This is a genomic window from Endozoicomonas sp. SCSIO W0465 (genome assembly GCF_023716865.1).
In the GTDB taxonomy this organism is placed as follows: domain Bacteria; phylum Pseudomonadota; class Gammaproteobacteria; order Pseudomonadales; family Endozoicomonadaceae; genus Endozoicomonas.
In genome coordinates, this window is the sequence record NZ_CP092417.1 from 5,228,067 (window position 1) to 5,247,466 (window position 19,400).

19 protein-coding genes and 1 pseudogene are annotated in these 19,400 nt (G+C 47.1%); 11 read left to right on the forward strand and 9 right to left on the reverse strand.

The window, feature by feature from the left end:
• Positions 1–45: 45 nt before the first annotated feature.
• Positions 46–519: an HNH endonuclease gene (locus MJO57_RS23330; protein ID WP_252019134.1), complete on the reverse strand. Its 474-nt coding sequence runs from the start codon at positions 517–519 to the stop codon at positions 46–48.
• A 74-nt stretch (positions 520–593) separates the two neighbouring features.
• Here MJO57_RS23330 and MJO57_RS23335 point away from each other — a divergent pair, with 74 nt between their 5' ends.
• Positions 594–785 (forward strand): DUF6444 domain-containing protein, encoded by a 192-nt coding sequence (locus tag MJO57_RS23335; RefSeq protein ID WP_371924672.1) that lies wholly within the window; start codon positions 594–596, stop codon positions 783–785.
• Here MJO57_RS23335 and MJO57_RS23340 read toward each other — a convergent pair whose 3' ends face one another.
• Both MJO57_RS23340 and MJO57_RS23345 read right to left on the reverse strand, forming a co-directional pair.
• Positions 786–1,523 (reverse strand): transposase, encoded by a 738-nt coding sequence (locus MJO57_RS23340; protein ID WP_252022361.1) that lies wholly within the window; start codon positions 1,521–1,523, stop codon positions 786–788.
• Positions 1,406–2,299, reverse strand: coding sequence for a DUF6444 domain-containing protein (locus MJO57_RS23345; RefSeq protein WP_252019136.1), 894 nt, complete (start codon positions 2,297–2,299; stop codon positions 1,406–1,408). The genes MJO57_RS23340 and MJO57_RS23345 overlap by 118 nt, the downstream gene beginning before the upstream one ends.
• A 95-nt stretch (positions 2,300–2,394) precedes the next feature.
• On the opposite strand from MJO57_RS23345, the pseudogene MJO57_RS23350 reads away from it, so the two are divergent.
• Positions 2,395–3,832, forward strand: a pseudogene (locus tag MJO57_RS23350) (IS4 family transposase).
• 895 nt (positions 3,833–4,727) lie between these two features.
• Here MJO57_RS23350 and MJO57_RS23355 read toward each other — a convergent pair.
• Complete coding sequence (locus MJO57_RS23355) at positions 4,728–5,366, reverse strand: LysR family transcriptional regulator (protein WP_252019138.1); 639 nt, start codon at positions 5,364–5,366, stop codon at positions 4,728–4,730.
• A 219-nt stretch (positions 5,367–5,585) separates the two neighbouring features.
• Between MJO57_RS23355 and iadA the strand changes: the two genes are divergently transcribed.
• From iadA to dcuC, 3 genes are all read left to right on the forward strand, one after another.
• Positions 5,586–6,650 carry a beta-aspartyl-peptidase gene (iadA, locus tag MJO57_RS23360; RefSeq protein ID WP_252019140.1) on the forward strand — a complete coding sequence of 355 codons (1,065 nt, stop codon included), beginning with the start codon at positions 5,586–5,588 and terminating at the stop codon, positions 6,648–6,650.
• A gap of 80 nt (positions 6,651–6,730) precedes the next feature.
• On the forward strand, positions 6,731–7,225 hold the full coding sequence (locus tag MJO57_RS23365; protein ID WP_252019141.1) for a hypothetical protein: 495 nt from the start codon (positions 6,731–6,733) through the stop codon (positions 7,223–7,225).
• Positions 7,152–7,832 (forward strand): C4-dicarboxylate transporter DcuC, encoded by a 681-nt coding sequence (gene dcuC / locus MJO57_RS23370; protein ID WP_252027096.1) that lies wholly within the window; start codon positions 7,152–7,154, stop codon positions 7,830–7,832. Before MJO57_RS23365 ends, dcuC begins: the two co-directional genes overlap by 74 nt.
• Positions 7,833–7,929: 97 nt before the next feature.
• On the opposite strand, the gene MJO57_RS23375 is transcribed toward dcuC, so the two are convergent.
• Both MJO57_RS23375 and MJO57_RS23380 read right to left on the reverse strand, forming a co-directional pair.
• Positions 7,930–9,444, reverse strand: coding sequence for an IS66 family transposase (locus MJO57_RS23375; protein WP_252017330.1), 1,515 nt, complete (start codon positions 9,442–9,444; stop codon positions 7,930–7,932).
• Positions 9,445–9,492: 48 nt separating this feature from the next.
• Positions 9,493–10,380, reverse strand: a complete 888-nt coding sequence (locus tag MJO57_RS23380; protein WP_252019143.1) for an ISAs1 family transposase — start codon at positions 10,378–10,380, stop codon at positions 9,493–9,495.
• A 78-nt stretch (positions 10,381–10,458) separates the two neighbouring features.
• Here MJO57_RS23380 and MJO57_RS33425 point away from each other — a divergent pair, with 78 nt between their 5' ends.
• Complete coding sequence (locus tag MJO57_RS33425) at positions 10,459–10,704, forward strand: transposase (RefSeq protein ID WP_371924905.1); 246 nt, start codon at positions 10,459–10,461, stop codon at positions 10,702–10,704.
• A gap of 35 nt (positions 10,705–10,739) precedes the next feature.
• On the opposite strand, the gene MJO57_RS23385 is transcribed toward MJO57_RS33425, so the two are convergent.
• Positions 10,740–11,174 (reverse strand): flavin reductase family protein, encoded by a 435-nt coding sequence (locus MJO57_RS23385; protein WP_252019145.1) that lies wholly within the window; start codon positions 11,172–11,174, stop codon positions 10,740–10,742.
• Positions 11,175–11,295: 121 nt separating this feature from the next.
• Complete coding sequence (locus MJO57_RS23390) at positions 11,296–12,552, reverse strand: BTB/POZ domain-containing protein (RefSeq protein ID WP_252019147.1); 1,257 nt, start codon at positions 12,550–12,552, stop codon at positions 11,296–11,298.
• A gap of 332 nt (positions 12,553–12,884) precedes the next feature.
• Between MJO57_RS23390 and MJO57_RS23395 the strand changes: the two genes are divergently transcribed.
• The 5 genes from MJO57_RS23395 to MJO57_RS23415 all read left to right on the forward strand — a co-directional run bounded on the left by MJO57_RS23395 (position 12,885) and on the right by MJO57_RS23415 (position 18,376).
• Positions 12,885–13,895, forward strand: a complete 1,011-nt coding sequence (locus MJO57_RS23395; RefSeq protein WP_252019148.1) for a flavin-dependent monooxygenase — start codon at positions 12,885–12,887, stop codon at positions 13,893–13,895.
• 37 nt (positions 13,896–13,932) lie between these two features.
• Positions 13,933–14,850 carry an IS1595 family transposase gene (locus MJO57_RS23400; protein WP_252019150.1) on the forward strand — a complete coding sequence of 306 codons (918 nt, stop codon included), beginning with the start codon at positions 13,933–13,935 and terminating at the stop codon, positions 14,848–14,850.
• Positions 14,851–15,058: 208 nt separating this feature from the next.
• Positions 15,059–15,280 carry a hypothetical protein gene (locus MJO57_RS23405; RefSeq protein ID WP_252019152.1) on the forward strand — a complete coding sequence of 74 codons (222 nt, stop codon included), beginning with the start codon at positions 15,059–15,061 and terminating at the stop codon, positions 15,278–15,280.
• Positions 15,281–15,628: 348 nt separating this feature from the next.
• Positions 15,629–16,966: a transposase gene (locus MJO57_RS23410; RefSeq protein WP_252017304.1), complete on the forward strand. Its 1,338-nt coding sequence runs from the start codon at positions 15,629–15,631 to the stop codon at positions 16,964–16,966.
• Positions 16,967–17,038: 72 nt separating this feature from the next.
• Positions 17,039–18,376, forward strand: coding sequence for a transposase (locus tag MJO57_RS23415; protein ID WP_252017304.1), 1,338 nt, complete (start codon positions 17,039–17,041; stop codon positions 18,374–18,376).
• Between the two features lie 93 nt (positions 18,377–18,469).
• Here the strand turns inward: MJO57_RS23415 and MJO57_RS23420 are convergent, their stop codons facing one another.
• Positions 18,470–19,276 carry a transposase gene (locus MJO57_RS23420; protein WP_252019153.1) on the reverse strand — a complete coding sequence of 269 codons (807 nt, stop codon included), beginning with the start codon at positions 19,274–19,276 and terminating at the stop codon, positions 18,470–18,472.
• Positions 19,277–19,400: the final 124 nt, after the last annotated feature.

Sequence of the window (19,400 nt, forward strand, 5' to 3'; positions counted from 1 at the left end):
TTCTGAGCTGGAATTTTGAACAGCTCAGAAGAGTCTTTGGCGTAATCAGCCGTAATGGGCTTTCCTATGGCAATTCGGACACAATGCCATCGCATTTTCCACGGAGTCCTCACCATCATCTGCCAGCCTTTTCTTATGATGGACTTCCAAATATGGAGTATTATCTTTTCTCCTTATAAAGGGTGCATCTTGACGACAATCTTCACATTTCCCATTGGCTCTTTTTAATACTTCAGCAATAGCGTCAGGGTTACGTAAATAACTTACAGAAGTCGTTTGAACTTTCTCAGGTCGTTTCGGCGCTACCTTCAAGCGTTCAGCCCTTTTTTCCGGGTCATCGTTACATGACTTGGCCACCAAAACCGCCAGATCTTCTTCAACCTTTTCGTGGAGAGCAGACCTTTGTAGCTCAATCCAATCGGGAAGTTGTTCCACATAACTCCATCCGCCAGCCTGTGTTCTGGGCTTAGAGGCAGTTCCATCAGATAATTTAATTAACTTCTCGTAACTGTTCAGCACCCCCACATAAATCTGGAATTTTCTGATTTTTATACCATCCTCTTAAGCACCATTTTTCCACAATATTCGCCAGCATGATTCCAGAACTACCCGCAACTATGTCGGCTGAGATTCTCTTGAAAGAGAATGCAGAGCTGCGGATGAGAGTTGCCTGTCTGGAAGAGCGATGTCGAGAATTGGAAGAAAAGGTTGGCAAGAACAGTCAAAACAGCAGCAAGCCGCCATCGTCTGATGGTTATCAAAAACCTTGTAAAAACAGTAAGTAACTATTCAGCACTGAGCAAAGGCATATTACAGTAATTCCGAACAGCTCTATGAAGTGATTGATATATGTCCATTCCCTGTTTTCTGGCAGACGACAAATAGCTGCGAATCCGTGCAAACATAGAACCACCGTCTGCACTCCTGAAGCAGCCTGAGATTTTCTGCTTTAACTTGGCCATTCGAACATCCCGCTCACTGCCATTGTTATCGAAGGGAATGGTAAAATCTGACATGAAGCGCAGTGTCTCAGCCTTGAACTCAGTGAGTCGTTTGAAGAGATTGTAAGCTTTAGTATTCTTGACTTTCTTGCGCTTAAGCTCCTCTCGTTGCTTCTCCATATAGACGACTTCTTTCATTAGAGCCCGCTGAAGCAACCGGTCATAAATCTTCTCGATTCGTTCACAGACAACACTTGGCATCTGTAGCATACCTATGGTCTTAAAGCCCTTGCAGTAATGCCAGGAAAGCCTCAGTAGCTTCATCAATCGCAACGCCAGTTGATTGCTGTCCCTATCAACAACACCCAAAAGCTCCCTCAGGTGATGGGCATTGCAAAGTACGTGAGTTGCCGCATATGCAAAATAGGATTTCCAATGATCATGAACCAGAACGCCTGCAAATGTTAGCAGTATGCCCATCGTGTCCATGGCCTCACGACCTCGCTTTTCAGACAAGTAGTAGAGCGTCCATTGTTCATCCCGCATAACGTGTAGCCAGTGCAAAGAGCCCTCGGCCCGCATACCCGTTTCATCGGCTCCGGCAACAGACGATTCCCGCAAGGCGTCACGAATAACCTCTTCAGTAGAACCAGATTTTCATAGGTTCTGGCCACAAAATTGGCGACAGTGCCTGCACTTACACTCATTTTATAGAGAGTATTAAAATACTCTGACACGCGCTTAAAAGGCAGGAAATGGTATTGGTTAAGATAGACGGCCATAGCCTGTGTGGCTGAGCCATATTGTGCGGCAGCGGTAACACCTTCCGGGAATTCAGCCTGATTCCGACAACCACAAGTGCAGATTTTTACTTCAGCTCTATGGGCCGTTACTTCAAATTCACCCGGTCTCCCTGGTTCAAACACCTGTCGTTCAATATATTTGACCGGCTCACTATCAAGAAGAGACGCCTGACATTTATTGCATTCTTTAACCGGAAGGTACTCAATATAGTCAGGGATATCGACCTGTTTAAGACAAGTGCCCTGATGCCCTTTCTTTCCACCGGCTTTATTACCAGAAGACTGTCTCAGACTTTTAGGATTGGGTTTTTCATCCGATGGATCGGTACCTTTATCTGCGGAAAGGTCGTCAGAATGATCTGGAGAATTACTGTTTTTACAAGGTTTTTGATAACCATCAGACGATGGCGGCTTGCTGCTGTTTTGACTGTTCTTGCCAACCTTTTCTTCCAATTCTCGACATCGCTCTTCCAGACAGGCAACTCTCATCCGCAGCTCTGCATTCTCTTTCAAGAGAATCTCAGCCGACATAGTTGCGGGTAGTTCTGGAATCATGCTGGCGAATATTGTGGAAAAATGGTGCTTAAGAGGCTGTCTCTTGATCACAAATAGCTACCTTGTTCTATCATTTCTCACTGATAAAACAGGTCATGCTTCCACTTTCTCCTAAACCATGGTCAGAACTAACTTTTGGATGTGCTGATTTGGGCGATACTCGACGTACAAAACGACTTGTCAAAGTTGCTGCCGAGCTTTCAGCTCATACCGGTAATTCTTTGTCATCTTCATGCGAAGGTTATACCGCACTGGTAACTGGAGCTTACCGGCTGATTGAGAATGAGGCCGTAAAGCCTGAAGCAATAGCTGAGGCAGGCTTTCAGGCAACTGCCAAAATAGGCCAAAATAGCGAGACAGTCTCGCCTACTTCTGGCTCTCGAAGATACAACAACCCTGGGTTATAAACATGCTGTCAGATCCGAGCTTGGTGATCTTGGAGGTCCTGAAGGCTCTAAAACCAGAGGATTCCACGTCCACTCTGTCTTCTTGGTTGATGCGGATACAGAGCGAAGCATTGGGCTTATTGATCAAGAACGATGGGTTAGAGAGGACGTTCAGCGGGGGAAAAAGAACCAACGTCGTCAGCTACCTTACGAGGGAAAGGAAAGCTTTAAGTGGCAAAGAGCCTCTGAAAACACAGAACAAAGGATGGGGGGTAAAATGCCTGACATCATCAGTGTTTGCGACCGGGAGGCGGATATATACGAATATATGCACTACAAACTGGATAACCGACAGCGGTTTGTTGTAAGAGCTACACAAAACAGAATCCTGGTGGATGGCGAACTCTTATTATTTGATTCCTTAGCTCAGACTGAAGTGTTGGGGAAATATACGATAGTGGTTCCTCAAAAAGGAGGTAGAAAGAAGCGAAAGGCAACGCTGCAGGTCAAAAGAAAGAAGATGACAATACAGGCGCCGCAAAGGCCAGGCGGCAGGCCGGAACCGGTAACTATGAATATTGTGTCGGCTGAAGAGATTGGCAATGACTCCGAAGACCGTTTGCACTGGGTACTATTGACAACTGAAGATATTGAAACATTCGAAGACTGTCGCTCTATCATTCGATTTTACGAGCTCCGATGGCGAATAGAAGAGTTCCATAAGGCTTGGAAATCGGGAGCAGGAGTAGAAAGGCTTCGTCTGCAATCTCCGGATAACATTGAACGACTTGCGGTCATATTAATGTTTGTCGCTGTCAGACTAATGCAAATCCGTGAAGCATTAATGTTACCGAATGACAGGCAGCACAAAGACAGAAAGCTTTGGAGTGAAAAAACACTCGCGAATGAGGTGGTCAGTGATGATGAATGGCAGGTTCTCTGGCTAACCTATGAAAAAAAAGCGTTGCCCGATAAGCCGCCAACAGTCACTTGGCTGCTTCAAACGATTGCTCGGCTTGGTGGTTGGGGTGATTCAAAGCATACAGGGCAGCCCGGCTGGTTAGTGGTATGGGAAGGCTGGGCGAAATTGCAGGATCGGGTAAAAACCTGGCAGATAGCCCGGCAGTTCAGCGCTGGAGAGATGTGATCAAGAGTCAGATCAAAGACAGGGGTCAGCACCTGCACAATGGCCTGCTGTATGACCCTATCCATCACGGTAGGGATTCCCAGCAAACGCTCACCGCCGTCCGGCTTTTCTATAACATGTCGGCGCACGGATGATGGCTGGTAGGTTCCGTCCAATAAGGCTTGACGCACTGAAGGCCAATGCTGTTTGGCAAAGTCTGGATAAGCTTCAATAGTGACTCCATCAATACCCGGAGCACCCTTGTTGCTTTTGACCTGTTTCCATGCACTTGCCAGATTAGCCGGTTCAAGTACGCAATTTAGTAGATCATGGTTCAAAGCTGGTTAAAGATTCTGTCGCCAAGTACGGTGAGTCGCCGGACGGCTGCATCGCCTTGAGGGAATCAGTCTCCTCTTTGTCGTCGATGTTCGGCCCTTCGCTAACGACTTCCCATCCGTTAATGGCTTCTGTCGTACAGCTACTATGGCCTCTGCTGACTTCTGTCCAATCACCACGCGGAGTTACCTCTGCTGGCGCTATTGGTTGCCATCGGGTTTGCTCGAACAGGATGATGAGACCTGTTCGCCGAGCCTGTTGTAACCAGTGGCTGAGAACTGGGAATTACCAATCGCATGTTGAACAGATCTCCCCGGATAAGGACATGAACTTTCAGTGCACAACCGCCGCATTTACCGTGTCTCACGAACCATAGGGCTTTGTGATCCTTGGCTCACTCGCCCAGAGACTCAGCCTTATATGCGATTTCTGTACGTCGGCTCGCACCTTTGCACTCAGACTGCCTCCGCACAGCCCCTCGCGGGACTGCACTTGCCTTAAGCTAGTGGTTGTCATCAGCAGGCGTCTTTACCGCCAGTCAGATGTAGGTTCTCCCACAGGGGACTTTCACCCCATCAGTTCATGCCCATGCCGGGCGTACCAAGAAGGTCTGCTTTGAATAAGCAAGATAGGGCAGGGGCTGTTGATCGGTAAGGCTGTCAAGCAGTTGCGGGGCGATGACCGGGATAATACGGGTAGTGGCAACAAGCATGCGCTCTACCTTATCCTCCAGCAGAAATGAGGGGCGCATACCCTGGGTGTCATAGACAAAAATAATGTCACAGGCGTTGTCCAGCAATGCCTGGAAGTGGTTGTCGATCCCCTGTATTGAGGGGGTGAGTGAAAAGTTAAGCCCTTCCAGTCTCTTTCCTGCCTTGCTGAACAGTTCAGGTAGAAGGTTTAATGCAAAAGAGTGAAGGCAAACGATCCGAACGGTGTTATCAGTCCGCAGGGATGCCTGGGAAAAATCATCAGCGGTTTCCCGGATGAGCTGAAGCATTTTTTCCACATAGGGCACAAATTTTTTGCCATCTTCTGTCAATTTTATTGGGTAGGAAGTTCGGTCAAATAACGGTACCCCTACCCAGAACTCCAGGGCCTGTATACGTCGACTGAAAGCCGATTGGGTGACATGCCTTGCAGCGGCTGCCGCTGAGAAGTTACCGAGATCCTTAAGGCTTATGAAATCATCAAGCCATTTAAATTCCAGAGAAGACATTCGACCCGTTACGCCTATCAGTTACCGCTATCAGTTACCGCTATCAGTTACTGCTATGTTTCCAATGAATAACATTATTCATAATTAGCAATGGAAAACAAAATACTTTTATTCTAGCACTGGGTATGCTCAATCCCGTTATTTATTTGACCTTTAATTTCCCTCTCTACTTTTGCATAACAATCGTGGTGCCGGCACTTTATTAAGCTGAGAAACGTTATGTTTACCATTCTTAAAAATACCAATTTATACAAGCCAGAATATGTCGGTAAGGCAGATATTCTGCTTGGTCAGGGAAAAATTCTGGCAATTGAAACGGGATTGAATGTCAGCGGCCTGAATGATGTAAGCGTCATTGACTGCCATGGGAAAACGGTAACTCCCGGCCTTATTGATCAGCATTTACATCTTACCGGTGGCGGTGGTGAGGCAGGCTTCAACAGTCGTACACCTCAGGTAACGCTTTCCAGCCTGATCAAGGCTGGCACGACAACGGCTATTGGTGTTCTGGGCACGGATGGCATTTCACGCTCACCCAAAGATCTGTACGCCAAGGCTGCTGCATTGACTGCCGAGGGCATCACTGCCTACATGCATACCGGCTCTTACGAGGTGCCAACCCGTACAATTACCGGTTCCATCCGTGATGACCTGACGTTTATTCCGGCCATTCTCGGCGTCAAGATAGCCCTGGCTGACCATCGAAGCTCGTTTCCAACGACTCAGGAACTGGCAAGAATTGTGTCGGATATTCGTATTGCCAGCCTGCTGGCCGGTAAAAAAGGTGTGCTTCATATCCATATGGGTGGATTACCACGGCCTTTTGACCAGGTTGATGAGTTGCTGGCCATGGGAATACCGGTCCAGCACATCTCACCCACTCACGTTGCCCGTACAGAGCCGCTTTTTGCCGATGCGATCAGGTTTGCTCACAAAGGCGGATTTATCGATATTACCTCCGGCGGCAGTCGTTTTATGCCACCGGAACAAGTGGTCAAACTGGCCCTGGAATCTGATGTGCCGGCTTCCCGAATCACCATCAGTTCAGACGGTAATGGCAGTATCCCGAAGTTCAATGATCGGGGAGAAACCATTGGACTGAGCGCAGCTTCAGTGGACAGCAATCTGCTTTTATTGCCGTTGATCATTGATCAGGGCATCTGCCCGGAACAGGCGATAGCCATGATGACAGCCAATGTGGCCAGCTCACTGGGATCAACAAAGGACGAATTGAGGTGGGTCAGGATGCCGATATCTGTGTATTTAATGATGATTTTACGCTGAATGGCGTGATCGCCGGTGGGAAGTCATTAATGCAGAACCATGAACTGCTGATCGCGGGCAATTTCGAGTAAGGAATGGACATGAGTTTAATTATTGCAGTGATCGGATTGCTGTTTGCTGGTCGTCTGATTCTTAAGAACTACAACCCCCAAGGGGTCCTGTTTTTAACCGGCATCGCCATGATGGCCATCGCCATGGTGACCAGCCACCCCACCTTTGTCAGTCCGTCAACGGGTTGGGTGGGCTTTGACGTTTTTGAATACATCAGCAAAACATTTGCCAATCGCGCTGGCGGGCTTGGCCTGCAGATTATGCTGATTGGTGGCTTTGCAGTTTTAATGTCCGCCATTGGTGCCAGCCAGGTCATGGTCCGGATCACGGCCAGGCCCCTGATGCAACTTAATTCACCCTATGTGATGCTGACCATGGCCTTTATACTGGGACAGGCACTGTCATTGTTTATTTCCAGTGCCACTGTTTCTGATGCTGACCTTCAGCAAAATGGGGGTAGGCACCATCCGGGTAGGTCTGCCAACGGCTATCCTGGTCAGCGCATTTATCAGTCTGACTTTTGAGTATCTTCGACATCGTGATATCAGGATTGTGTTCAGCAAACTGCAGGACCTATTCGACAATATGGGCAAGGTGTTTGCCACGGTAGTTACCCTCATTATTGCCGGTGAAACCTTTGCCATGGGCCTCAAGTCGATTGGTGCTGTTGATGCTCTGTTGCATGCTGGCAGTCAGGCAGGATTCTCGGCCAGTATTATTGTGCTGTTTATGGCCATTCTGACATTCACCATCTCAGCCCTGATGGGGTCCGGGAATGCGGCTTTCTTCTCTTTCGCTCCCATGGTTCCCGATATTGCCCATAGGATCGGGGCGAATGTTGCCGAGATGATGCTGCCTATCCAGCTCTCTGCCGGGATGGGGCGCACAATCTCACCCATTGCCGGCGTTATTATTGCCGTAGCGGGTATTGCCGGTCTGTCGCCTTTTGATATCGTGCGCAGAACCCTGATTCCGATGATCAGCGGCTGGTTGCTGATGTTGGTTATTACCTTCACCGCCAGTGGTCAGCTTATGGAAGTTCTACCGTTCCTGGTGGTAGTGTGCACATTGGTTGCCGTCGTTATGATAGTCAGGCGCAAAAAGACTGTTCAACTCAGCACGGCGGGATGAATTGCGCAACAGACCAGACACGGAAATTGCGGTAGCGGAATACGCTCCATTCCATCTGCCTCAGGGCAATCCGGCCAGCGCCATAGACTTGACGTAACTATTCAGCACTGAGCAAAGGCATATTACAGTAATTCCGAACAGCTCTATGAAGTGATTGATATATGTCCATTCCCTGTTTTCTGGCAGACGACAAATAGCTGCGAATCCGTGCAAACATAGAACCACCGTCTGCACTCCTGAAGCAGCCTGAGATTTTCTGCTTTAACTTGGCCATTCGAACATCCCGCTCACTGCCATTGTTATCGAAGGGAATGGTAAAATCTGACATGAAGCGCAGTGTCTCAGCCTTGAACTCAGTGAGTCGTTTGAAGAGATTGTAAGCTTTAGTATTCTTGACTTTCTTGCGCTTAAGCTCCTCTCGTTGCTTCTCCATATAGACGACTTCTTTCATTAGAGCCCGCTGAAGCAACCGGTCATAAATCTTCTCGATTCGTTCACAGACAACACTTGGCATCTGTAGCATACCTATGGTCTTAAAGCCCTTGCAGTAATGCCAGGAAAGCCTCAGTAGCTTCATCAATCGCAACGCCAGTTGATTGCTGTCCCTATCAACAACACCCAAAAGCTCCCTCAGGTGATGGGCATTGCAAAGTACGTGAGTTGCCGCATATGCAAAATAGGATTTCCAATGATCATGAACCAGAACGCCTGCAAATGTTAGCAGTATGCCCATCGTGTCCATGGCCTCACGACCTCGCTTTTCAGACAAGTAGTAGAGCGTCCATTGTTCATCCCGCATAACGTGTAGCCAGTGCAAAGAGCCCTCGGCCCGCATACCCGTTTCATCGGCTCCGGCAACAGACGATTCCCGCAAGGCGTCACGAATAACCTCTTCAGTAGAAGCCAGATTTTCATAGGTTCTGGCCACAAAATTGGCGACAGTGCCTGCACTTACACTCATTTTATAGAGAGTATTAAAATACTCTGACACGCGCTTAAAAGGCAGGAAATGGTATTGGTTAAGATAGACGGCCATAGCCTGTGTGGCTGAGCCATATTGTGCGGCAGCGGTAACACCTTCCGGGAATTCAGCCTGATTCCGACAACCACAAGTGCAGATTTTTACTTCAGCTCTATGGGCCGTTACTTCAAATTCACCCGGTCTCCCTGGTTCAAACACCTGTCGTTCAATATATTTGACCGGCTCACTATCAAGAAGAGACGCCTGACATTTATTGCATTCTTTAACCGGAAGGTACTCAATATAGTCAGGGATATCGACCTGTTTAAGACAAGTGCCCTGATGCCCTTTCTTTCCACCGGCTTTATTACCAGAAGACTGTCTCAGACTTTTAGGATTGGGTTTTTCATCCGATGGATCGGTACCTTTATCTGCGGAAAGGTCGTCAGAATGATCTGGAGAATTACTGTTTTTACAAGGTTTTTGATAACCATCAGACGATGGCGGCTTGCTGCTGTTTTGACTGTTCTTGCCAACCTTTTCTTCCAATTCTCGACATCGCTCTTCCAGACAGGCAACTCTCATCCGCAGCTCTGCATTCTCTTTCAAGAGAATCTCAGCCGACATAGTTGCGGGTAGTTCTGGAATCATGCTGGCGAATATTGTGGAAAAATGGTGCTTAAGAGGATGGTATAAAAATCAGAAAATTCCAGATTTATGTGGGGGTGCTGAACAGTTACAACGGATTAATGTGCTCCCTTTGCCTTTTTTCTGGCTGTCTAACTGGACGGCTGCTATCGTTTTGGCCTGCCAGCCTGACGCGTTGGAACCTTCCGCGATATCGTTGATTACCCAGCATCTACGATGTTCACGACGACCATGAGATTTACCTTCCTGCTCAGCAAACTCAGGGCATGGACCATCTTCCGGATTTTCTTGCCACAGCTGTTCAAAAGCGCGAGTAAGTTCACCATAAAGTTTTTTCTGGTTACCCTTCACAGCAAGCAGATAGTCCGCTTCTTTTTTCAGGATGGCTGTGGCGATTTTCTTCTGGCAGCCCATTGCATCGATGGTGACCAGGCTACCTGCCAACTCAAGCAGTTTGAGCAGTTCAGGAATAGCAGTAATTTCATTAGACTTGGCATCTACCTTATATTGACCAAGGGACAGCCCGGCCTTGGTGCACCAGGCATTAACCATGTGAATGGCATCTTTACCTTTGTTCCAGGCAGAACCTTTGATGGTTTTTCCATCGATTGCCACGATTCTGCTATCAGAAAGTTGCAAACCTGAAAGCACATCCCGGATCCATTGGATAAAGATCTGGCGAAACTCATCAGGATCGATCGCGGCAAAGACTCGATTAAATGTGATAGCGACAGGAATTCCACCGGGCAAAGTCAGATGCTGTCGGAACCAGCGTTCTTTGGTTTTGGCAAACAGTCTTATGGCGTTCCAGTCATCGGCACCACAAAGGATGGCGCAAACAGAGATGAACATAATCTCCGCCAAAATGTGAGTAGTTTTCTTTGGGTCACGAGGATCGGTGAGTGTACTGAATTTTGAGAATAAGGCTTTTGAAGGCATAGGCTGATAGAAAATGAGTATTTTGTCCTTTTTTAGCCTGTTTGTCTGTTCAAATAATGCTCATGTTTTTGCCGTGGTATTCATACCAGCAAAAAGTTTCGTGACAGAATCGCTGACTGGACTCTTGAGAAAAAGTTACTGATCTGCTTTCTTCCAACATATTCACCTGAACTCAATCTGATTGAGATCCTGTGGAGGAAAGTAAAGTATGAATGGCTCAATCTATTGTCAATCAAGAGTTTCACGGAATTTGAAAAGGAAGTTGAACGAGTGTTCGCTTCATTTGGAGAGAGTCATATGATTTCGTTTGCAAATACTAAATAATCGTTCAGTCAATTTATCCGAAAGCAAATTATCAACTACTTATAAATCGTATGTGTACCATAACTGTACTTGCCGTCCTGCTCACAGATCAGCACTGACTGAGCATCACTCAAATAAGGAAGTCCTTCATCACTGCTTGTCCAGTTGCCTGTCTGAAAACGAGCCTCTCCTTGAGCCCTACCACCGCACATGGCAGAAACTTGCTCCTGTTCACGACTGAGAACATTGACACAGAAATCCACACCCTCTTCCAGAAGTGCATGCATGGCCGTGGACTGGTTGACACAAACCAGCACTGAAGGGGGTTCAACAGACAAAGAGGTGACTGCTGTAGCGGCCATCGCATGGCGCTGCTCACCATTAGCGGATGAAATCACCGTCACGGAACTGGCCAGACGGCGCATGGACTGAAGCATCTTTGCTTTTAATATTTCAGGCAGCGACCCCTGGCACTGTTTGGAATTATTCATTATCCGCTCCTGGATCAATGCTGGGAATGATTGACTAGCACTTACAACAGCGCTAACTCAATTGTGTCGCTGTGACCAGAGAGCATCATTGTCCAGGAAGACTAAGCAATCGAACCGAATCTTAAACTGCCAGCATGCCAGAATCAGCTGAATGACTGTTCATTGCACAAAGATATGTATAGAAATCCTGCAAATGTCTATTTGAATACAGGTCAGCCATAGACTTGATGCATTCTTTGGAATCCTGACCATAACAACGAGTGATTAAGTTGCCACAGTATGTAATTAAATCTTCAATCTGATAAGTATGAGCCATGGAAAACAACTCAAGCAGATCAACTTGATTTTCGATGACAGAAGCATACAACAAACCTTGCTTACCAAAGTATAGAAAATCAAGACAAGCCATTACGGTTTTTTCTGAAAAATGGTCAAGGTTAATTATTTTACTTTGGGATTCCTTCATGCCAGCATCCAGCATCTCACGAAACACACCACCATAAGCAGAAATAACCGCAGTATGACATTTTAACACCCCCCCACCCTTAGTTTGCAACTCAATATCCCCGTCTTTCTTTGTTTTGTATTGAGATTGAAAAAAATCCAACAGTTTGCTTTTTTCCCTGTCTGGAAATATCAATGGAGGAATCGGATACTGTTGAAAATCCGGAATTGTAATGGTAAGTACATCGAGATCAACAAGCTTTAAATTAGAACCGTTCCTGTCTTCGTAGTTTTCTCTGAAAACCTCCGAACTCTGCTGACCCTGAGTACAGGCCAGCCCTATAGAGTCAAATAAGAAAGGTATATTTGGAAGGACATAATCATTAAACCAGGTTTTATGTATTTTAATTGATCGATCTGACAACCAGTTTTTAAAAATACAATCTTCTCCGCCCTCAACTCTAAAATGAACATGACTTGCTATTTCTTTGTATAAAACTTTAACAACCTCATCTCTTCCACTCACAAGATTCATTGAAAACAATCTAAATTGTTCTGCAATAGATTTAACACTTTGGATTACTGGCCTGTACCCCTTACACGTCAGTTTCTTTTTATCATCACTCAGTTTAAGAAAAAAACTTGGATCATCTTCAGACTGAAAACTGTTCCCTACAGAAGCACAATAAGACAAACAGAACGCTTGCCAAAACAAGCTTTCATCCTGAATAATTTCTTTATATTCCTTCTTAAGCAGTGCATCTTGAACAGCAGGGGAAACGTCAAATTCCTCGCATTGCTTATAACTCTCTGGAGGGGGTAGAAAATACTCGAACACTGGGAGTTCAATGTTTATCATCATATCATTTATCATCATATCAAAAACTCCGTCACGGCTATGCTCATGCCAGTAATTTGTAAGACCAATCTTCAAGACCTGTTAACTAATCAACTGATGATAAGCCATCTGATCAGAGGTAAAACCGACTCTTTTCAGTAAGCTACCAAAAGTATTTGAAGCAGTTAGTCAATAATCATCCCTATAAGTTCCCATGCCTGAACATAAGATGGTCCATTTAGAGTATGTGGATAGCCCGTCAGACTGTTTCAATTCACAGTTAATAACCCAACCGGAGCGTGCTTTCGGGAAGTCGGAGTACTTTGGTCTCTGCCAGGAATTAACCCGGTACCAGCCAACACTGCCAGGAGCCTGATTTAATTCAGGCAAGACCTCGTCCAAAGCATTGACAACTGGAGATAATAATAATGAATAATCAAGATCAGATTCGTCAAAGACTCAATGAACGCGCCCGGGAGCTGGTACCAGTGCTGAAAGAGCGTACCGTTGCAGCCAATCGGCAGGGCAGACTGCACGACGAAACCATGGCAGACTTTCACCAAGCGGGCTTTTTCCGAATGCTCCAGCCTGCAAGATGGGGCGGCTATGAGCTGAAACCTCATGACTTTTTCGACATCCAGATGACACTGGCTGAAGGCTGCATGTCTGCAGCCTGGGTTCTGGGTGTCGTTGCTATCCACAACTGGCAACTGGCCCTGTTTGATGATCGCGCCGCACAGGATGTCTGGGGTGAAGACACCCGTGTGCTGATCTCCTCTTCTTATATGCCTGTTGGTAAAGTGGAGCATGTTGAAGGGGGTTACAGGCTTAGCGGTAAATGGGGCTTCTCTTCCGGTTCCGGGCACTGTGATTGGGCATTCCTGGGCGCAATTGTTCCCCCCGGAAATGAAGGTGAGGCACCCGACTACCGCACATTTCTGGTACCACGGGAAGATTACGAAATCGTCCACAACTGGGACACCATGGGTCTGCAGGCTACCGGCTCCCATGATATCGTCGTAAAAGACAAATTTGTGCCAGAGTATCGCACACACCGCGCCCTGGACGGCTTTATGCAGAACAGCCCGGGCAACGCCGTGAACACTGCGCCGCTGTTCAGATTGCCTTTCGGTCAGATTTTTGTTCGTGCTGTATCATCTGCCGCCATCGGTGCCCTGAAAGGAGCCGTAGATGATTTTGTCGAATTCAATCGTAAGCGTATTGCCCTGCATGACGGCAAGGCAGTGGTTGAAGATCCGGGTGCCCAGGCTGCTGCTGCCAATGCCATGTTGGTGGTCAGCGATCTGAAAGCCATCCTGTTCAACAATTTTGATATCCTCACTGAGCGAGCTGAACGGTGTGAACCTCTGGCCATCGAAGAGCGGGTCAAAATGCGTCCTGATTACCACCGACCCTACGTCGTGAGCCAGCTGCTATAATAAACGTCGATAGTCATGTGTTTTGGAGGTAAAACTGATGTGTAAAAACACCATTCAGTTCCAAAAAGGCCTTGGCATTATGCAATTTCTGGCTAATTACGGCAGTGAAGAGCAGTGTGAGAACGCGCTGTCCTCTTGGCGCTGGCCAGATGGCTTCCAATGCCCGAAGTGTGGCTCCCGCAGTTTCTGCAAGCTTCACCGGAAAGCTGAATTCCAGTGCAATTGCTGCCGTTGCCAAACCTCGCTTACCAGTAACACTATCTTTGACTCAACAAAGCTGCCTCTAGCTACCTGGTTTCTGGGTATCTATCTCGTCACCCAGAATAAAGCGGGGATTTCTTGCCTGACGCTTCATCGACAACTTGGCATTTCCTACAATGCCGCATTGCGCATGAAACACAAACTCATGCAGGTCATGATGGAAAGAGATAACAGCTGGCAGTTGAGTGGTTTTGTTCAGATTGATGACGCCTATTGGGGCGGAGAGCGCCACGGAGGCCGCCGGGGCAGAGGCTCAGAGAACAAAGCCCCCTTCGTGGCCGCAGTTCAGACAGATGCTGATAACCACCCTATCTACATGAAGTTCAATGCCGTTGATAACTTCCGGCGAAAAACCATTCAGGAGTGGGCAGAACATGCCCTGAAAAAGGGTGTCCGGGCCGTCAGCGATGGCTTGTCCTGTTTCCGGGGTATTGAAGATGCCGGATGCCAGCACACAGCCATCATTACCGGTGGTGGGCATGCATCCATGGAGAATGAGTTGTTCACCTGGGTAAATACCATGCTGGGAAACGTGAAAACAGCGATTACCGGTACTTACCATAAGCTCGACCCCAAGCATCTGGGCCGTTATCTATCAGAGTTCAACTATCGGTTTAACCGGCGTTTTGATATGCCTTCAGGCTCTTTTCGGGTTACAGACTGCTCTGCAATGAAAATTGGCCAAAGGCCTTGATATACAATGCCTTCAGGAAACTGCTGGCTAAATATTGCCAAGCCCTGCCACAGGAGGATTCCAGCCTGATTTATGAAATCAGCAGTCTGCAATACGAAAAGAGCCTTATTTCTTTACCGGGTTATAGACATAAAGAATGAAAAGCTGCACGTATATTCTTAAATTATCTTTCCCTGTGTCATGACGTACGATCAGTGGTAATCAGGAAATGCGTTATGACTCTGCCATTGTGGCTACACGCTGTGCGGATGCCATTACCGAACTCTACCTGCATTGCGGATCAGCCGGTGTTTTCAATACTCACAAGGTGAATCAAGTCTTTCGTGATATTCAAACCGGTCGGACTCACGTCGCAAACCAACCTGCTAAATATGCACGTAACTTTGGTGGTGTCATCATGGGCCGTGAGACGACTGATTTTTTCCTGTAAAAACAAGCTTAAAGGGTTACCTGTGGTAACCCTTTAAGCCGAGAGCGTTTAATTAAATGGAACTTTTTACCTAAAAAAAACTCTAGATAACTACGTCGGCTATTTTAGATCCAACCAATCAGGAAGCCACAAAATTATAAAAATAGTTAAAAAGGAGTTACTGCTATATGTACAGCTTACGTAGTGTAAAGAGTGAAAACGGCTATTTTTCAGCCTTAATACCAGAGCTAGTGGAGGCCTTTCCGATTCCGGCAACTTCTTTTAATAGAGCTGTAAAGATTCCTCGACTTTAGAGTTTTAAGAGCACAATAGTTCCGGCGCATAATCTGCTAAAAGCAACCATCCCCAATGACGAAATTCGAGATGGTTGCCATGCTCACTTCAGATCATCAAGTAATCCTCAGGGAGCTCGCTTCATATACAACCTTTCTTGCTGGAGCGCTATCATCAACTGCAGTACCAACGTTCTGCGAACTGCTGTTCGGTTGCATGCTTTCAGCCGACGGCTTTGTTACACAGGCGTTGTTAACAATTGATTTTCATTGTGTGTGGAGCAGCTACCACCACTGGCTATCTCAGGGCAAGTGGCAATGGAAGAACTTGGCACGCCACTTGATCCGTCTGGTCTGCTCCAAAGCTCCTGAGAATCAACCTGTGGTCCTGGGGCTTGATGACTGGGTAATCGAACGGTTTTCCGACAAAGCCCCTGCTTGTCGTACACATCATCAACACAGCAAGAAACGCAATCGGCCGACGTACATCTGGGGGCAGTGTTGGGTTTCCCTGGCCATCATATTTGAGCGGGCTGCAGATGAAGTATTTACCGCCATACCGGTGATCTCATTTCCGACACCAGCTTCAGGTAACACCAGCAAACTGAAAATTGCCGTGGCCATGCTCAGGGTGGTACGCAATGAAGTGAAGGATCGAGTGCTACGCCTGCTAACCGATTGCTGGTATATGAACTGGACACTGATAAAGCCAGCTCTGGAAATGAACATAGAAGTTGTTGGTCAGATACCTTCAAATCGGGCCCTCTATGCTTTGCCGCCAGCACCCACCGTAAAGAAGCGAGGGCGCCCAAAAAAGTACGGCATCAAGATGACGACAGAACAGGTTAAGAAACTGCCGGAAGAAAAAGCAACAGTATGGATGTACGGCAAATTTCGCAAAATACGTTATCGTACCCTGATCTGTCGCGCCAGATTCCTTAAAGGTCGTGAAGTACGCGTCGTCTGGAGTCGCTTTGAAAATGACAAAGGTCTGACCGAAAGCAGAATATTCATCTCGACCAATCCGGAACTTGAGGGACTGGAGGTGCTTCGTGCCTATTCCCGGAGATGGCCGGTAGAGCCAATGTTTCACCAACTCAAACATGCTTTTGGCTGTTGCCATTTATGGCAGCAGAAATTGCGAACACTGCTTCGATGGATGCATTTGAAAATGGCAGGCTATGCATTATTGCAGTTATTAACCGTTTGTAAAAATCAGGCATGTCTGAATATTTCTCGGATACCCTGGAGAAGCCCGGATACAACCACTGCAGGCATGATGAAAATTGCTCTTTCAGGAATTATTCCGAGGTTCTCTATTCGCAAGGGCTGGAACAGATATAAGCAAAAATATGAGTTCAATTTTCGCGATCTGATCGACCAGTTAATACCGGATAATTCAGAAGCAGCATAACTAAAGCTCGACTTTAGAGTTTTAAGAGCACAATAGTTCCGGCGCATAATCTGCTAAAAGCAACCATCCCCAATGACGAAATTCGAGATGGTTGCCATGCTCACTTCAGATCATCAAGTAATCCTCAGGGAGCTCGCTTCATATACAACCTTTCTTGCTGGAGCGCTATCATCAACTGCAGTACCAACGTTCTGCGAACTGCTGTTCGGTTGCATGCTTTCAGCCGACGGCTTTGTTACACAGGCGTTGTTAACAATTGATTTTCATTGTGTGTGGAGCAGCTACCACCACTGGCTATCTCAGGGCAAGTGGCAATGGAAGAACTTGGCACGCCACTTGATCCGTCTGGTCTGCTCCAAAGCTCCTGAGAATCAACCTGTGGTCCTGGGGCTTGATGACTGGGTAATCGAACGGTTTTCCGACAAAGCCCCTGCTTGTCGTACACATCATCAACACAGCAAGAAACGCAATCGGCCGACGTACATCTGGGGGCAGTGTTGGGTTTCCCTGGCCATCATATTTGAGCGGGCTGCAGATGAAGTATTTACCGCCATACCGGTGATCTCATTTCCGACACCAGCTTCAGGTAACACCAGCAAACTGAAAATTGCCGTGGCCATGCTCAGGGTGGTACGCAATGAAGTGAAGGATCGAGTGCTACGCCTGCTAACCGATTGCTGGTATATGAACTGGACACTGATAAAGCCAGCTCTGGAAATGAACATAGAAGTTGTTGGTCAGATACCTTCAAATCGGGCCCTCTATGCTTTGCCGCCAGCACCCACCGTAAAGAAGCGAGGGCGCCCAAAAAAGTACGGCATCAAGATGACGACAGAACAGGTTAAGAAACTGCCGGAAGAAAAAGCAACAGTATGGATGTACGGCAAATTTCGCAAAATACGTTATCGTACCCTGATCTGTCGCGCCAGATTCCTTAAAGGTCGTGAAGTACGCGTCGTCTGGAGTCGCTTTGAAAATGACAAAGGTCTGACCGAAAGCAGAATATTCATCTCGACCAATCCGGAACTTGAGGGACTGGAGGTGCTTCGTGCCTATTCCCGGAGATGGCCGGTAGAGCCAATGTTTCACCAACTCAAACATGCTTTTGGCTGTTGCCATTTATGGCAGCAGAAATTGCGAACACTGCTTCGATGGATGCATTTGAAAATGGCAGGCTATGCATTATTGCAGTTATTAACCGTTTGTAAAAATCAGGCATGTCTGAATATTTCTCGGATACCCTGGAGAAGCCCGGATACAACCACTGCAGGCATGATGAAAATTGCTCTTTCAGGAATTATTCCGAGGTTCTCTATTCGCAAGGGCTGGAACAGATATAAGCAAAAATATGAGTTCAATTTTCGCGATCTGATCGACCAGTTAATACCGGATAATTCAGAAGCAGCATAACTAAAGGCTTTTAGGCAAAAAACGGAAGTAATAACGAACTTGGAAAAACAGTTCACTGATTTCGGCTTGCTTCACTATAAAAAGCTGACCGAATTATCGTTTTATACAGACTCTAAAGTCGAGTTTCTTAACCTGTTCTGTCGTCATCTTGATGCCGTACTTTTTTGGGCGCCCTCGCTTCTTTACGGTGGGTGCTGGCGGCAAAGCATAGAGGGCCCGATTTGAAGGTATCTGACCAACAACTTCTATGTTCATTTCCAGAGCTGGCTTTATCAGTGTCCAGTTCATATACCAGCAATCGGTTAGCAGGCGTAGCACTCGATCCTTCACTTCATTGCGTACCACCCTGAGCATGGCCACGGCAATTTTCAGTTTGCTGGTGTTACCTGAAGCTGGTGTCGGAAATGAGATCACCGGTATGGCGGTAAATACTTCATCTGCAGCCCGCTCAAATATGATGGCCAGGGAAACCCAACACTGCCCCCAGATGTACGTCGGCCGATTGCGTTTCTTGCTGTGTTGATGATGTGTACGACAAGCAGGGGCTTTGTCGGAAAACCGTTCGATTACCCAGTCATCAAGCCCCAGGACCACAGGTTGATTCTCAGGAGCTTTGGAGCAGACCAGACGGATCAAGTGGCGTGCCAAGTTCTTCCATTGCCACTTGCCCTGAGATAGCCAGTGGTGGTAGCTGCTCCACACACAATGAAAATCAATTGTTAACAACGCCTGTGTAACAAAGCCGTCGGCTGAAAGCATGCAACCGAACAGCAGTTCGCAGAACGTTGGTACTGCAGTTGATGATAGCGCTCCAGCAAGAAAGGTTGTATATGAAGCGAGCTCCCTGAGGATTACTTGATGATCTGAAGTGAGCATGGCAACCATCTCGAATTTCGTCATTGGGGATGGTTGCTTTTAGCAGATTATGCGCCGGAACTATTGTGCTCTTAAAACTCTAAAGTCGAGGATGAAGACTCACCTGCAAAAATACTCACGAGCAATAAACAACCGTTCCGGGGATTGC

What these genes read in the sequence shown, in the direction of transcription:
- MJO57_RS23335 (WP_371924672.1), top strand. Translation starts at nt 594, where the DNA reads ATGATTCCAGAACTACCCGCAACTATGTCGGCTGAGATTCTCTTGAAA.
- MJO57_RS23340 (WP_252022361.1), bottom strand. Translation starts at nt 1,523, where the DNA reads ATGCGGGCCGAGGGCTCTTTGCACTGGCTACACGTTATGCGGGATGAA.
- MJO57_RS23345 (WP_252019136.1), bottom strand. Translation starts at nt 2,299, where the DNA reads ATGATTCCAGAACTACCCGCAACTATGTCGGCTGAGATTCTCTTGAAA.
- MJO57_RS23355 (WP_252019138.1), bottom strand. Translation starts at nt 5,366, where the DNA reads ATGTCTTCTCTGGAATTTAAATGGCTTGATGATTTCATAAGCCTTAAG.
- iadA (WP_252019140.1), top strand. Translation starts at nt 5,586, where the DNA reads ATGTTTACCATTCTTAAAAATACCAATTTATACAAGCCAGAATATGTC.
- MJO57_RS23365 (WP_252019141.1), top strand. Translation starts at nt 6,731, where the DNA reads ATGAGTTTAATTATTGCAGTGATCGGATTGCTGTTTGCTGGTCGTCTG.
- dcuC (WP_252027096.1), top strand. Translation starts at nt 7,152, where the DNA reads ATGGGGGTAGGCACCATCCGGGTAGGTCTGCCAACGGCTATCCTGGTC.
- MJO57_RS23375 (WP_252017330.1), bottom strand. Translation starts at nt 9,444, where the DNA reads ATGATTCCAGAACTACCCGCAACTATGTCGGCTGAGATTCTCTTGAAA.
- MJO57_RS23380 (WP_252019143.1), bottom strand. Translation starts at nt 10,380, where the DNA reads ATGCCTTCAAAAGCCTTATTCTCAAAATTCAGTACACTCACCGATCCT.
- MJO57_RS23385 (WP_252019145.1), bottom strand. Translation starts at nt 11,174, where the DNA reads ATGAATAATTCCAAACAGTGCCAGGGGTCGCTGCCTGAAATATTAAAA.
- MJO57_RS23395 (WP_252019148.1), top strand. Translation starts at nt 12,885, where the DNA reads ATGAATAATCAAGATCAGATTCGTCAAAGACTCAATGAACGCGCCCGG.
- MJO57_RS23400 (WP_252019150.1), top strand. Translation starts at nt 13,933, where the DNA reads ATGTGTAAAAACACCATTCAGTTCCAAAAAGGCCTTGGCATTATGCAA.
- MJO57_RS23405 (WP_252019152.1), top strand. Translation starts at nt 15,059, where the DNA reads ATGCGTTATGACTCTGCCATTGTGGCTACACGCTGTGCGGATGCCATT.
- MJO57_RS23410 (WP_252017304.1), top strand. Translation starts at nt 15,629, where the DNA reads ATGACGAAATTCGAGATGGTTGCCATGCTCACTTCAGATCATCAAGTA.
- MJO57_RS23415 (WP_252017304.1), top strand. Translation starts at nt 17,039, where the DNA reads ATGACGAAATTCGAGATGGTTGCCATGCTCACTTCAGATCATCAAGTA.
- MJO57_RS23420 (WP_252019153.1), bottom strand. Translation starts at nt 19,276, where the DNA reads ATGACGAAATTCGAGATGGTTGCCATGCTCACTTCAGATCATCAAGTA.